13 protein-coding genes are annotated in these 13,416 nt (G+C 65.3%); all 13 read left to right on the top strand.

Annotated features, from left to right (window positions below; all coding sequences use genetic code 11):
• Window positions 1-7: 7 nt before the first annotated feature.
• The 13 genes from SR870_RS06900 to SR870_RS06840 all read left to right on the top strand — a co-directional run bounded on the left by SR870_RS06900 (window position 8) and on the right by SR870_RS06840 (window position 13,402).
• The gene (locus SR870_RS06900; protein WP_322517272.1) at window positions 8-622 is read left to right on the top strand and encodes an NADH-quinone oxidoreductase subunit C; all 615 of its coding nucleotides are present in this window, start codon (window positions 8-10) and stop codon (window positions 620-622) included.
• 72 nt (window positions 623-694) lie between these two features.
• On the top strand, window positions 695-1,900 hold the full coding sequence (locus SR870_RS06895; protein ID WP_322517271.1) for an NADH-quinone oxidoreductase subunit D: 1,206 nt from the start codon (window positions 695-697) through the stop codon (window positions 1,898-1,900).
• Window positions 1,897-2,868, top strand: a complete 972-nt coding sequence (locus SR870_RS06890) for an FkbM family methyltransferase (protein ID WP_322517270.1) — start codon at window positions 1,897-1,899, stop codon at window positions 2,866-2,868. Before SR870_RS06895 ends, SR870_RS06890 begins: the two co-directional genes overlap by 4 nt.
• Before the next feature lie 2 nt (window positions 2,869-2,870).
• Window positions 2,871-3,620: an NADH-quinone oxidoreductase subunit NuoE gene (gene nuoE, locus SR870_RS06885; protein ID WP_322517269.1), complete on the top strand. Its 750-nt coding sequence runs from the start codon at window positions 2,871-2,873 to the stop codon at window positions 3,618-3,620.
• Window positions 3,617-3,832 (top strand): hypothetical protein, encoded by a 216-nt coding sequence (locus SR870_RS06880; RefSeq protein ID WP_322518401.1) that lies wholly within the window; start codon window positions 3,617-3,619, stop codon window positions 3,830-3,832. The genes nuoE and SR870_RS06880 overlap by 4 nt, the downstream gene beginning before the upstream one ends.
• An 18-nt stretch (window positions 3,833-3,850) precedes the next feature.
• Window positions 3,851-5,176: an NADH-quinone oxidoreductase subunit NuoF gene (gene nuoF / locus SR870_RS06875; RefSeq protein ID WP_322517268.1), complete on the top strand. Its 1,326-nt coding sequence runs from the start codon at window positions 3,851-3,853 to the stop codon at window positions 5,174-5,176.
• Window positions 5,177-5,181: 5 nt separating this feature from the next.
• A complete protein-coding gene (nuoG, locus tag SR870_RS06870) occupies window positions 5,182-7,257 on the top strand; it encodes an NADH-quinone oxidoreductase subunit NuoG (RefSeq protein ID WP_322517267.1) in 2,076 nt (691 codons plus the stop codon).
• 9 nt (window positions 7,258-7,266) lie between these two features.
• Window positions 7,267-8,292 (top strand): NADH-quinone oxidoreductase subunit NuoH, encoded by a 1,026-nt coding sequence (nuoH, locus tag SR870_RS06865; RefSeq protein WP_322517266.1) that lies wholly within the window; start codon window positions 7,267-7,269, stop codon window positions 8,290-8,292.
• Window positions 8,293-8,299: 7 nt separating this feature from the next.
• Entirely contained in the window at window positions 8,300-8,788 is a 489-nt protein-coding gene (gene nuoI, locus SR870_RS06860) for an NADH-quinone oxidoreductase subunit NuoI (protein WP_322517265.1), read from the top strand.
• 9 nt (window positions 8,789-8,797) lie between these two features.
• Entirely contained in the window at window positions 8,798-9,436 is a 639-nt protein-coding gene (locus tag SR870_RS06855; protein ID WP_322517264.1) for an NADH-quinone oxidoreductase subunit J, read from the top strand.
• Window positions 9,433-9,744, top strand: a complete 312-nt coding sequence (nuoK, locus tag SR870_RS06850; RefSeq protein ID WP_011441472.1) for an NADH-quinone oxidoreductase subunit NuoK — start codon at window positions 9,433-9,435, stop codon at window positions 9,742-9,744. The genes SR870_RS06855 and nuoK overlap by 4 nt, the downstream gene beginning before the upstream one ends.
• A 65-nt stretch (window positions 9,745-9,809) precedes the next feature.
• Entirely contained in the window at window positions 9,810-11,885 is a 2,076-nt protein-coding gene (nuoL, locus tag SR870_RS06845; RefSeq protein ID WP_322517263.1) for an NADH-quinone oxidoreductase subunit L, read from the top strand.
• Window positions 11,885-13,402, top strand: coding sequence for an NADH-quinone oxidoreductase subunit M (locus SR870_RS06840; RefSeq protein ID WP_322517262.1), 1,518 nt, complete (start codon window positions 11,885-11,887; stop codon window positions 13,400-13,402). The genes nuoL and SR870_RS06840 overlap by 1 nt, the downstream gene beginning before the upstream one ends.
• Window positions 13,403-13,416: the final 14 nt, after the last annotated feature.

Genomic DNA, 13,416 nt, shown 5'->3' with positions numbered 1-13,416 from the left:
CTGCTTCATGGACGACAACGGGCTCGACACCCTGGGTCAGACGATCGTCGGCGCCTTGCCGGGCGCCGCGATCGGTCATTCGATCGCGTACGGCCAACTGACCGTGACGATCGACGCCGCGAAAGTCGTGGAGGTCGTGCGCTTCCTGCGCGACGATCCGCGCTGCCGTTTCGTCAACATCGTCGACGTCACCGCGGTCGACTATCCCGGCCGGGTGCCGCGGTTCGATCTGGTCTACCACTTCCTGTCGCCGGCGCTGAACGCGCGGGTCCGGCTGCGCGCCGAGGTCGGCGAGACCACGATGGTGCCGTCGATCATCAGCGTGTTTCCGGGCACCGACTGGTTCGAGCGCGAGGTCTACGATCTCTACGGCATCGTCATCACCGGCCATCCCGACATGCGCCGGATCCTGACCGACTACGGCTTCGACGGCCATCCGCTGCGCAAGGACTTTCCGCTCACCGGTTTCGTCGAGGTCCGCTACGACGACGACCAGAAGCGCGTGGTCTACGAGCCGGTGCGGCTCAACCAGGAATTCCGCAAGTTCGACTTCCTGTCGCCGTGGGAAGGCGCGGACTATCCGATCCTGCCCGGAGACGAGAAGGCGGGGGTGAAGCCGTGATGCCGATCGCCATGAACCACTCGCCATTCGCTATTCGCCCTTCGCTGTTCGCCCGTGTGCGGAGCTTGCCCCATGGCTGACGCCGCTACCGAGGCCGCTGGTCTCCGCAACTTCACCATCAATTTCGGACCGCAGCATCCGGCGGCGCACGGCGTGCTGCGGCTGGTGCTTGAGCTCGACGGTGAGGTCGTGGAGCGGGTCGATCCGCATATCGGGCTGCTGCATCGCGGCACCGAAAAGCTGATCGAGCAGAAGACCTATCTGCAGGCGATCCCGTATTTCGACCGGCTCGATTACGTCGCGCCGATGAATCAGGAGCACGCATTCTGCCTCGCGGCGGAGAAGCTGCTCGGCATCGAGGCGCCGCGGCGCGCGCAACTGATCCGCGTGCTGTATTGCGAGATCGGCCGCATTCTCTCGCACCTTCTCAACGTCACCACCCAGGCGATGGACGTCGGCGCGCTGACGCCGCCGCTGTGGGGGTTCGAGGAGCGCGAGAAGCTGATGATGTTCTACGAGCGCGCGTCCGGCAGCCGGATGCACGCGGCGTATTTCCGCATCGGCGGCGTGCATCAGGATCTGCCGCCGAAGCTGATCGCCGACATCGACACCTGGTGCGACAACTTCATCCAGACCGTCGACGATCTGGAGACGCTGCTGACCAACAACCGCATCTTCAAGCAGCGCAACGTCGATATCGGCGTCGTGACGCTGGAACAGGCGTGGGAGTGGGGTTTCTCCGGCGTGATGGTGCGCGGCTCGGGCGCCGCCTGGGATCTGCGCAAGTCGCAGCCCTACGAGTGCTACGCCGAGATGGATTTCGACGTTCCGATCGGCAAGAACGGCGATTGCTACGACCGCTACTGCATCCGCGTCGAGGAGATGCGGCAGTCGGTCAGGATCATGAAGCAGTGCATCGCCAAGCTGAATGAGCCCGCCGGGCAGGGGCCCGTCGCCGTCGACGACAACAAGATCTTCCCGCCGCGCCGCAGCGAGATGAAGCGCTCGATGGAAGCGCTGATCCATCACTTCAAGCTCTACACCGAAGGCTTCCGCGTGCCGGAAGGCGAGGTCTATGTCGCGGTCGAAGCGCCGAAGGGCGAGTTCGGCGTCTATCTCGTGTCCGACGGCACCAACAAGCCCTACAAGTGCAAGGTCCGCGCCCCCGGCTTCGCCCATCTGCAGGCGATGGACTTCATGTGCCGCGGCCATCTGCTCGCCGACGTCTCGGCCATCCTCGGTTCGCTCGACATCGTGTTCGGAGAGGTCGATCGGTGATCGCGCCAAAGCCCATCCAGTTCGACCGCGCCACCGGCGCTCTCGAGGGCGCCAGCGCCGTCGAGCGCCTGGCCGCGTTCGCGCTGGTGATGGGCGCGCGGGTGTCGTCGACGTTCTCGTATCGCGGCTACAACGCCGCGGCGAATCTGATGCGCAAGGCGCTGCCGTCTCGCGATATCGCGATCAAACTCAATCCGGATGCGACGTTCGTGTTCCCCTATGGCGACGGTTACTGGAGCAAGCTGCTCGAGCGGTCGTATCGCTACGAGATCGAACTCGATCTGCTGTTTTCCGATTCGGTCGATGTCGACTACACGTTGATCGATTGCGGCGCCAACTACGGCTACTGGTCGGTGCTGGTATCGAGCAGGCCGTTCGGCGCGCATCGGGCGATCGCGATCGAGCCTTCGCGCGACAATTTCACCCGGCTGGCGCACAATGCCCGCGTCAACGGCGACCGCTTCGAGACGATGAAGTGCGCGATCGGCGCCACCCGCGGCACCGCGCGGTTGTCCGGCACCAAGCACGAGGCGCTCAGCATCGTCGGCAAGGCTGAAGCGGCCGGCGAGGACGTGCCCGTGATCCGGCTCGACGATCTGCTCGACGACGGAATGATTGCCGGCGACGGCAAATATCTGGTCAAGCTCGACGTCGAAGGCGTCGAGATCGACGCGATCCGCGGCGGCGAGCGGCTGCTGCAGGGCGATACCGCAATTCTCTGCGAGGAGCATGGCAGCGACAAGGACCATACCGTGTCGCGCTTCATCCTCGAACAAACCCCGCTGAAGCTCGTGGTCTACGACCCCGGCACGAACCAGTTCGAGGCCGTCGTCGACCTCGCCATTCTCGACCGTATCAAGGTCGCGTCGAATGTCGGCTACAACGTCGTCGGAACTGCGAGCGCGTTCTGGCAGGCCCGGATCCAAAATCTGAATGCGAGCGCGGCCAAGCGCGCGATGAGAAACTGATCATGTCCGTTCGTCGTCTGGCTCCCAAGGAGCTGCAGCCCGAGAGCTTCTCCTTCACCGAGGAAAACCTCGCATGGGCGAAGCGTGAGATCACCAAGTACCCGCCCGGCCGCCAGTTCTCGGCGGTGATCGCGATCATGTGGCGGGCGCAGGAGCAGTGCGGCGGCTGGCTGCCGGAGGCGGCGATCCGGGTGATCAGCGACATGCTCGAGATGCCGCATATCCGCGCGCTCGAGGTCGCGACCTTCTACACGATGTTCCAGCTCAATCCCGTCGGCAAAAAGGCGCATGTGCAGGTCTGCGGCACCACGCCGTGCCGGCTGCGCGGCGCCGGCGAACTGATCGAAGTCTGCAAGAGCCGCATCCATCACGACCCGTTCCATCTGTCGGCCGACGGCGACTTTTCGTGGGAAGAGGTCGAGTGCGCCGGCGCCTGCGTGAACGCGCCGATGGTGCAGATCTGGAAGGACACCTACGAGGACCTGACGCCGGAGAGCCTGAACAAGGTGCTCGACGGCTTCGCCGCCGGCCAACCGCCGAAGCCGGGTCCGCAGAACGGCCGTCAGTACGCTGCGCCGAGTACCGGTCCGACCACGCTGATCCATGGTGGTATCAACGTCGCCACCGACACCAACGAGGGCCCGGCGCTGACCGATCAGGAGCCGAAGAAGGCCACCGAAGCCGCCAATGTGCAGGAGCGGCCCGCACCGAAGGCGCCGGCTGCCGACGCCAGTGAAAAGAACCCGCCATGACCGAGCCGAGCAAAGCGGCCTCGGGCCGCGCGGAGAGGGCCGAACCGATGCGCCAGCCGTACTATATTGCGATGCACGCGGTGGTCGCCGCGGGCTTCATTTTTCTGCTGCAGCGCTACGCGCTGAGTGCGACACTCGAATCGAGCCTGCTGTGGGCGCTCACCTTTGGTGGATGCGCCGCCGGTCTCGCTTACATGCAATCGAATCGCTGACAGGGAACGCCGCAAGCCATGCTGGACGACAAGGACCGCATCTTCCGGAACCTGTACGGGCTCGACGATTGGGGCCTCAAGGGCGCGCGCCGTCGCGGCCAATGGGAAGGCACCAAGGCGATCATCGACAAGGGCCGCGACTGGATCATCAGCGAGATGAAGGCGTCCGGCCTGCGTGGCCGCGGCGGCGCCGGCTTCCCGACCGGCCTGAAATGGTCGTTCATGCCGAAGGACAATGCCGACGGCCGGCCGAGCTACCTCGTCGTCAACGCCGACGAATCCGAGCCGGGCACGTGCAAGGACCGCGAAATCATGCGGCACGACCCGCATACGCTGGTCGAGGGCTGCCTGGTCGCCGGCTGCGCGATGGGCGCCCATGTCGGCTACATCTACGTCCGCGGCGAATTCATCCGCGAGCGCGAGCATCTGCAGGCGGCGATTGATCAGGCCTACGAGGCCAAGCTGATCGGCAAGGACAACGTTCACGGCTGGCCGTTCGACCTCTATGTCGCGCACGGCGCCGGCGCTTATATCTGCGGCGAAGAAACCGCGTTGCTCGAGAGCCTCGAAGGCAAGAAGGGCCAGCCGCGGCTGAAGCCGCCGTTCCCCGCCAATGTCGGCCTGTACGGCTGCCCGACCACGGTCAACAACGTCGAGTCGATCGCGGTGGCGCCGGACATCCTGCGCCGCGGCGCATCGTGGTTCGCCGGCATCGGCCGGGCCAACAATGTCGGCACCAAGCTCTACGGCATCTCCGGCCACGTCAACACGCCCTGCGTCGTCGAAGAGGCGATGAGCATTCCGTTCCGCGAGCTGATCGAGAAGCACGGTGGCGGCATTCGCGGCGGCTGGGACAATCTCCTGGCGATCATTCCCGGCGGCGCGTCGTGCCCGCTGATCCCGGCCGAGGATTGCCAGGAGCTGATCATGGATTTCGACGGCACCCGCGCGGTGAAGTCGAGCTTCGGCACCGCCGGCGTCATCGTGATGGACAAGTCCACCGATGTCGTCGCCGCGATCGCCCGCATCAGTTACTTCTTCAAGCACGAGAGCTGCGGCCAGTGCACGCCGTGCCGCGAGGGCACCGGCTGGATGTGGCGCGTGCTCGACCGGATGGTGCACGGCCGCGCCCACAAGCGCGAGATCGACATGCTGCTGGAAGTCACCAAGCAGGTCGAAGGCCACACCATCTGCGCGCTCGGCGACGCCGCGGCCTGGCCGATCCAGGGCCTGATCCGCGCCTTCCGGCCCGAGATCGAGCGCCGCATCGACGATTTCTCGCGCAAGGCCACGCTCGACGATCAGGGCGTGCTCGATCCGGCGCATATGGAGCCGGCGGAGTAACAGCCATGATCAAGATCATCGTCGACGGCAAGGAAGTCGAGGTTCCGCCGGAATACACGCTGCTGCAGGCTTGCGAGTCCGCCGGCGCGGAGATCCCGCGGTTCTGTTATCACGAGCGGCTGTCGATCGCCGGCAATTGCCGGATGTGTCTGGTCGAGCTGAAGGGCACGCCGAAGCCGGTGGCGAGCTGCGCCTGGGGCGTGCGCGACTGCCGGCCCGGTCCGAACGGCGAGCCGCCGGAGATCAACACCCGATCGCCGATGGTGAAGAAGGCCCGCGAGGGCGTGATGGAATTCCTGCTGATCAACCATCCGCTCGACTGCCCGATCTGCGATCAGGGCGGCGAGTGCGACCTGCAGGACCAGGCGATGGGCTACGGCGTCGACACCAGCCGGTTCGCCGAGAACAAGCGCGCGGTCGAGGACAAGTATCTCGGCGTGCTGGTCAAGACCTCGATGAACCGCTGCATCCAGTGCACCCGCTGCGTGCGCTTCGCCGCCGAAGTCTGCGGCGTGCCGGAGATGGGCGCGACCGGCCGCGGCGAGGACATGGAGATCACCACCTATCTCGAAAGCGCGCTGACCTCGGAGCTGCAGGGCAATCTGGTCGACATCTGCCCGGTGGGCGCGCTGACCTCGAAGCCCTATGCGTTCGCGGCGCGGCCCTGGGAGCTCGGCAAGACGCAGTCGGTCGACGTCATGGACGGCTTGGGCTCGGCGATCCGGGTCGACACCCGCGGCCGCGAGGTGATGCGGATCCTGCCGCGCGTCAACGAGGCGATCAACGAGGAGTGGATCTCTGACAAGACCCGCCACATCGTCGACGGGCTGCGTACCCAGCGTCTCGACCGGCCCTATGTCCGTATCGACGGCAAGCTGCGCGCCGCGAGCTGGCCGGAAGCGTTCGCCGCGATCAAGGCGAAGCTCGCCGGCGTCGACAGCAAGAAGGTCGGCGCGATCGCCGGCGATCTCGCCGCGGTCGAGGAGATGTTCGCTCTCAAACAACTACTCGCGGCACTCGGCTCGTCGAACCTGGCGACGCAGAACGTCGCGGCGTTCGATCCGAAGGCGGGCCGGGCGTCCTACATCTTCAACCCGACCATCGCCGGCATCGAACAGGCCGACGCGCTGTTGATCATCGGCTCCAATCCGCGCAAGGAAGCGGCGATCCTCAACGCCCGCATCCGCAAGCGCTGGCGCGCCAGCGGTCTGCCGGTCGGCGTGATCGGCGAGCAGGCCGACCTGACATATCCCGCGACGTATCTCGGCGCCGGCGCCGAGACGCTGGCCGACATCGCCTCGGGCAAGCACTCTTTCGCCGAGACGCTGAAGCACGCCAAGAACCCGATCGTGCTGGTCGGCGCCGCGGCGACCTCGCGCCGCGACGGCGCCGCGCTGCTGGCGGCGGCGGCCAAGCTCGCGACGGATATCGGCGCAGTCAAGGACGGCTGGAACGGCTTCGCGGTGCTGCATCCGGCGGCCTCCAGCGTCGGCGCGCTGGACATCGGCTTCGTGCCGGGAGCCGGCGGCATCGACGCCGCGCAGATGACCACCGCCGGTGCGCTGGACGTGGTGTTCGCGCTCGGCGCGGATGAAGTGAAGCTGCCGGACGGCGCGTTCGTGGTTTATATCGGCACCCATGGCGACCGCGGCGCGCATCGCGCCGACGTCATCCTGCCGGGCTCGGCCTACACCGAGAAGTCCGGCATCTACGTCAACACCGAAGGTCGGGTGCAGATCGCCAATCGCGCGGCGTTCCCGCCCGGCGATGCGCGCGAGGACTGGGCGATCATCCGGGCGCTGTCGGATGCGCTCGGCGCCAAGCTGCCCTACGACTCGCTGGCTGCGTTGCGCAAGGCGATCTTCGCCGCGGTGCCGCATCTGATGCGGGTCGACCAGATCGAGGCCGGCGACGCCGGCGCCGTCCGCACGCTCGCCGCCTCCGGCGGCAGCGTCGACAAGGCGCCGATCAAACCGGCGATTGCCGATTTCTACATGACGAACCCGATCGCCCGGGCGTCCGCCGTGATGGCGGAGTGCTCCCGCCTCGCGTCGGGGCAGATGCTGACGGCGGCGGAGTAGGCGAGGCCCATGGCTGATTTCTTCATGACCAACCTGTGGCCGCTGATCATCGTGATCGGGCAGAGCGTGCTGCTGCTCGTGCTGCTGCTGATCTCGATCGCCTACATCCTGCTCGCCGACCGGAAGATCTGGGCGGCGGTGCAGATCCGGCGCGGCCCGAACGTGGTCGGGCCTTGGGGCCTGCTGCAATCCTTCGCCGATTTGCTCAAATTCGTCGTCAAGGAGCCGACGGTTCCGTCCGGCGCCAACAAGGGCGTGTTCCTGCTGGCGCCGCTGGTGACCTGCGTGCTGGCGCTGTCGGCCTGGGCGGTGATTCCGGTCAACGCCGGCTGGGTGATCGCCGACATCAATGTCGGCGTGCTGTACATCCTCGCGGTGTCGTCGCTGTCGGTCTACGGCATCATCATGGCCGGCTGGTCGTCGAACTCGAAATACCCGTTCCTGGCGGCGCTGCGCTCGGCGGCGCAGATGGTGTCCTACGAGGTCTCGATCGGCTTCGTGGTGATCTGCGTGCTGCTGTGCGTCGGCTCGCTCAACCTCACCGCGATCGTCGAGGCGCAGAACTCGCAATGGGGCATCCTCGGCTGGTACTGGCTGCCGCTGTTTCCGATGTTCGTGGTGTTCTACGTCTCGGCGCTGGCGGAAACCAATCGCCCGCCGTTCGACCTGGTCGAAGCCGAGTCCGAACTGGTCGCCGGCTTCATGGTCGAATATTCGTCGACGCCGTATCTCTTGTTCATGCTCGGCGAATACGTCGCGATCGTCACGATGTGCGCGATGGGCACGATCCTGTTCCTCGGCGGCTGGCTGCCGCCGGTGCCCTACGCGCCGTTCACCTGGGTGCCGGGCATCGTCTGGTTCGCGCTCAAAGTCCTGTTCATGTTCTTCCTGTTCGCGATGGCGAAGGCGATCGTGCCGCGCTACCGCTACGACCAACTGATGCGGCTCGGCTGGAAGGTGTTCCTGCCGCTGTCGCTGGCGATGGTGGTGATCGTCGCCGCCGTCCTGCAATTCGCGGGGCTCGCGCCGAAATGAGGCCGTCATGAATATCAACGCAACCGCCCGTTCGCTGCTGCTGACGGAATTCGTATCGGCGTTCTTTCTCGCCATGCGCTATTTCTTCAAACCGAAGCCGACGATCAATTATCCTTTCGAGAAGAACCCGATCTCGCCCCGCTTCCGCGGCGAGCACGCGCTGCGCCGCTATCCCAACGGCGAGGAGCGCTGCATCGCCTGCAAGCTGTGCGAGGCGGTGTGTCCGGCGCAGGCGATCACCATCGAGGCGGGGCCGCGGCGCAACGACGGCACCCGCCGCACCGTGCGCTACGACATCGACATGGTGAAGTGCATCTATTGCGGTCTGTGCCAGGAGGCCTGCCCGGTCGACGCCATCGTCGAGGGGCCGAACTTCGAATTCGCCACCGAGACCCGCGAAGAGCTGTATTACGACAAGGCTCGGCTGCTCGCGAACGGTGATCGTTGGGAGCGCGAGATCGCCAAGTCGATCGAACTCGACGCGCCGTACCGGTGAGCTGACGCCATGTCCATGCCTGTCCTGTTCTTCTATCTCTACGCCGGGGCCGCGATCGCCGCCGCGGTGATGGTGGTGTTCGCGCGCAACCCGGTGCACTCGGCGCTGTTCCTGATCCTGGTGTTCGTCAACGCCGCCGGCATGTTCGTGCTGATGGGCGCCGAATTCCTGGCGATGATCCTGATCGTGGTCTATGTCGGCGCGGTCGCCGTGCTGTTCCTGTTCGTGATCATGATGCTCGACGTCGACTTCAGCCGGCTGCGCGAGGGCTTCCTCGAATATCTGCCGTTCGGCCTGCTGATCGGCTTCATCTTCCTCGCCGAACTGCTGCTGCTCGCCGGCGGCTGGGTGATCACGCCGACCGTCACCAAGACGATCACCGCGCCGATCCCGACCGACGTCAGCAACACCGAGGCGCTGGGCCTCGTGCTGTACACGCGCTACATCCACTACTTCCAGATCTCGGGTGTGATCCTGCTTGTGGCGATGGTCGGCGCGATCGTGCTGACGCTGCGCCACAAGAAAGCGGTGAAGCGGCAGAACATTCCCGAGCAGAATGCCCGGACCAAGGAGACCGCGATGGCGATCCGTCAGGTCAAGCCGGGGCAGGGCCTGTCCGACAGCGACTCCGCGGAGTGGGTGCGATGAACGAGATCGGTCTGGGTCACTTCCTGTCGGTCGCCGCGGTGCTGTTCACGCTCGGCATCCTCGGCATCTTCCTCAACCGCAAGAACGTCATCATCATCCTGATGTCGATCGAGCTGATCCTGCTCGCCGTCAACATCAACCTGGTGTCGTTCTCGATCTATCTCAACGACATCGTCGGCCAGGTGTTCGCGCTACTGGTGCTGACCGTCGCCGCGGCCGAGGCCGCGATCGGCCTGGCGGTGTTGGTGGTGTTCTTCCGCAACCGCGGCACGATCGCGGTTGAAGATATCAACCTGATGAAGGGCTAGGGCATGATCGTCCATCACCCGCTGCGGTCCCGCGGCGCGATCCGGCTCGCAGCGAAGGCGCACGCATGATCCAGGCAATCGTATTCCTGCCGCTGATCGGCGCGCTGATCGCCGCGATCATTGCTCTGGCCGGCGCGCATGCCCGCAACCCCAGCGGCGACACCATGGATCACGGCGACCATGGTCACGGCCACGCCGCGCATGCCCACGATGCGCATGGTCACGCCGCGCATGACGACGGCCACGACGATCACGGCCACGGCCCGGTCGAACCCGCGGCGTTCGGTTCGCGCACCACCGAGGTGATCACCACCGCGCTGCTGCTGATCTCCTGCGCGCTGTCGTGGGTGACGCTGGTCGACGTCGGCTTCATGCATCACGACGCTCGCGTCGCGCTGTTTCCGTGGATCAATTCCGGCGACCTGCAGGTCGCCTGGGCGCTCCGGGTCGACACCCTGACCGCGGTGATGCTGGTGGTGGTGACGACGGTGTCGTGCCTCGTCCATCTGTATTCGATCGGCTACATGCACGAGGACCCGCACCGGCCGCGGTTCTTCGGCTATCTGTCGCTGTTCACCTTCGCGATGCTGATGCTGGTGACCGCCGACAATCTGTTGCAACTGTTCTTCGGTTGGGAAGGCGTCGGTCTGGCGAGCTACCTCCTGATCGGCTTCTGGTATCAGAAGCCATCGGCCAACGCCGCCGCGATCAAGGCCTTCGTCGTCAACCGCGTCGGCGATTTCGGCTTCCTGCTCGGCATCTTCACCGTCTTCGTGCTGGTCGGCTCGACCGATTTCGACACCATCTTCGCGGCTGCGCCCGGGCTCACCGGCAAGACCATCAACTTCTTCGGCTGGAACGCCGACGCGCTGACGCTGGCCTGCCTGTTGCTGTTCATGGGCGCGATGGGCAAGTCGGCGCAGTTCCTGCTGCACACCTGGCTGCCGGACGCGATGGAAGGCCCGACCCCGGTATCGGCGCTGATCCACGCCGCCACCATGGTGACCGCCGGCGTGTTCATGGTGGCGCGGATGTCGCCGCTGTTCGAGCTGGCCCCGAACGCGCAGGCCTTCGTGATGCTGATCGGCGGCACCACAGCGTTGTTCGCGGCGACGATCGGTCTGGTGCAGAACGACATCAAACGGATCGTGGCGTATTCGACCTGCTCGCAGCTCGGCTACATGTTCGTGGCGATGGGCGCGGGCGCCTATTCGGTCGGCATGTTCCATTTGTTCACGCATGCCTTCTTCAAGGCGCTGCTGTTCCTGGGCGCGGGCTCGGTGATCCACGCGATGCACCACGAGCAGGACATCCGCCACATGGGCGGGCTGAAGGACAAGATCCCGTTCACCTACATCGTGATGGTGATCGGAACGCTGGCGCTGACCGGCTTCCCGCTGACCGCCGGCTACTTCTCCAAGGACGCGATCATCGAGTCGGCCTACGTCTCGCACAATCCGATGGCGTTCTACGGCTTCCTCATGACCGTCGTCGCCGCGCTGCTGACGTCGTTCTATTCGTGGCGGTTGATCTTCAAGACCTTCCACGGCGAGCCGCACGACCAGAAGCACTATGAAGCCGCGCACGAGAGCCCGCTGACGATGACGATCCCGCTGTTCGTCCTCGCGGTCGGCGCACTCGCCGCCGGCTATCCGTTCAAGGAACTGTTCGCCGGCCACGGCGTCGAGGAGTTCTTCCGCAATTCGCTCAAGATGCATCCCGGCATCATCGAGGAGATGCACCACATCCCGGCCGGGATCGCCTATCTGCCGACGGTGATGATGGTGGTGGGCTTCCTGGTGTCGTGGATGTTCTACATCCGCCGGCCGTATCTGCCGGTCGAGCTCGCGACGCAGCAACCGCTGCTGTACAAATTCCTGCTCAACAAGTGGTACTTCGACGAACTGTACGAGGTGATTTTCGTGCGGCCGGCGAAGTGGATCGGCCGGCAGCTCTGGAAGAAGGGCGACGGCATGCTGATCGACGGCCTCGGCCCCGACGGCGTCTCGGCGCGGGTGCTCGACGTCACCCGCGGCGTCGTCAAGCTGCAGTCCGGCTATCTCTATCACTACGCATTCGCGATGCTGATCGGCGTGGCCGGTCTGACCACCTGGTTCATGCTCGGCGGGGGAGGCCGCTAATGTCGGCTTCAATCATGACCTGGCCGGTTCTGTCGGTCGTCACCTTCCTGCCGCTGGTGGGCGCCGCGCTGGTCTATCTCGCCCGCGGCGACGACGAGGCGGCGCGCCGCAACGCGCGCTGGATCTCGCTGTGGACCACGCTGATCACCTTCGCGGTGTCGCTGATCCTGGTGTGGCGCTTCGACGCCGCCGACCCGGGCTTCCAGTTCGTCGAGAAGGCGCCGTGGCTCGGCGCCACCATCACCTATCACATGGGCGTCGACGGCATTTCGCTGCCGTTCGTGATCCTGACCACCGCGCTGATGCCGTTCTGCATCCTCGCGAGCTGGAAATCGATCACGATGCGGGTGCGCGAATACATGATGGCGTTTCTGGTGCTGGAAACGCTGATGATCGGCACCTTCTCGGCGCTCGACCTGGTGCTGTTCTATCTGTTCTTCGAAGGCGGCCTGATCCCGATGTTCCTGATCATCGGCGTCTGGGGCGGTCCGCGCCGGGTCTACGCGTCGTTCAAGTTCTTCCTCTACACGCTGCTCGGCTCGGTGCTGATGCTGCTGGCGATCATGGCGCTGTACTGGACCGCCGGCACCACCGACATCCCGACGCTGATGAACACCGCGATCCCGCGCAACCTGCAGACCTGGGCGTGGCTGGCGTTCTTCGCATCGTTCGCGGTGAAGATGCCGATGTGGCCGGTGCACACCTGGCTTCCGGACGCGCATGTGGAGGCGCCGACGGCCGGCTCGGTCGTGCTGGCGGCGATCATGCTGAAGATGGGCGGCTACGGCTTCCTGCGGTTCTCGCTGCCGATGTTCCCGGATGCCTCGGTGTATTTCGCGCCGCTGGTGTTCAGCCTGTCGGTGATCGCGATCGTCTACACCTCGCTGGTCGCGCTGATGCAGGAGGATATCAAGAAGCTGATCGCGTACTCCTCGGTCGCGCATATGGGCTTCGTCACCATGGGTATCTTCGCCGGCAACACCCAGGGCGTCGCCGGCAGCGTGTTCCAGATGATCTCGCACGGCATCGTCTCGGGTGCGCTGTTCCTCTGCGTCGGCGTGATCTACGACCGGATGCACACCCGCGAGATCGCGGCCTATGGCGGCCTCGTCAACCGGATGCCGATCTACGCCTTCGTGTTTCTGGTGTTCACCATGGCCAATGTCGGCCTGCCGGGTACCTCGGGCTTCGTCGGTGAATTCATGACGCTGTTCGGCACCTTCCGGGTCAATATTCCGACCGCGACCATCGCCTCGCTCGGCGTGATCCTGTCGGCGGCCTATGCGCTGTGGCTCTACCGCAAGGTGGTGTTCGGCGCGCTGACCAAGCCGGCGCTGGCCGACATCAAGGACCTGACCTGGCGCGAGGGGATCATCCTGGCTCCGCTGGTGGTGCTGACCATCCTGTTCGGCTTCTATCCGAAGCCGGTGCTGGACATGTCGGCCGCATCGGTCCAGCAACTCGTCAACAATTACGCCGCCGCCGCGACTGCCGTGAAGGCAGCCGCGCTTCCGTAACCGGCAAGGACCGT

This window comes from Rhodopseudomonas palustris (genome assembly GCF_034479375.1).
GTDB lineage: Bacteria > Pseudomonadota > Alphaproteobacteria > Rhizobiales > Xanthobacteraceae > Rhodopseudomonas > Rhodopseudomonas palustris_M.
Note: the sequence above shows the minus strand (reverse complement) of the source record. Positions and strands in the feature narration are given on the sequence as shown.

What these genes read in the sequence shown, in the direction of transcription:
- SR870_RS06900 (WP_322517272.1), top strand. Translation starts at nt 8, where the DNA reads ATGGACGACAACGGGCTCGACACCCTGGGTCAGACGATCGTCGGCGCC.
- SR870_RS06895 (WP_322517271.1), top strand. Translation starts at nt 695, where the DNA reads ATGGCTGACGCCGCTACCGAGGCCGCTGGTCTCCGCAACTTCACCATC.
- nuoE (WP_322517269.1), top strand. Translation starts at nt 2,871, where the DNA reads ATGTCCGTTCGTCGTCTGGCTCCCAAGGAGCTGCAGCCCGAGAGCTTC.
- SR870_RS06880 (WP_322518401.1), top strand. Translation starts at nt 3,617, where the DNA reads ATGACCGAGCCGAGCAAAGCGGCCTCGGGCCGCGCGGAGAGGGCCGAA.
- nuoF (WP_322517268.1), top strand. Translation starts at nt 3,851, where the DNA reads ATGCTGGACGACAAGGACCGCATCTTCCGGAACCTGTACGGGCTCGAC.
- nuoG (WP_322517267.1), top strand. Translation starts at nt 5,182, where the DNA reads ATGATCAAGATCATCGTCGACGGCAAGGAAGTCGAGGTTCCGCCGGAA.
- nuoH (WP_322517266.1), top strand. Translation starts at nt 7,267, where the DNA reads ATGGCTGATTTCTTCATGACCAACCTGTGGCCGCTGATCATCGTGATC.
- nuoI (WP_322517265.1), top strand. Translation starts at nt 8,300, where the DNA reads ATGAATATCAACGCAACCGCCCGTTCGCTGCTGCTGACGGAATTCGTA.
- SR870_RS06855 (WP_322517264.1), top strand. Translation starts at nt 8,798, where the DNA reads ATGTCCATGCCTGTCCTGTTCTTCTATCTCTACGCCGGGGCCGCGATC.
- nuoK (WP_011441472.1), top strand. Translation starts at nt 9,433, where the DNA reads ATGAACGAGATCGGTCTGGGTCACTTCCTGTCGGTCGCCGCGGTGCTG.
- nuoL (WP_322517263.1), top strand. Translation starts at nt 9,810, where the DNA reads ATGATCCAGGCAATCGTATTCCTGCCGCTGATCGGCGCGCTGATCGCC.
- SR870_RS06840 (WP_322517262.1), top strand. Translation starts at nt 11,885, where the DNA reads ATGTCGGCTTCAATCATGACCTGGCCGGTTCTGTCGGTCGTCACCTTC.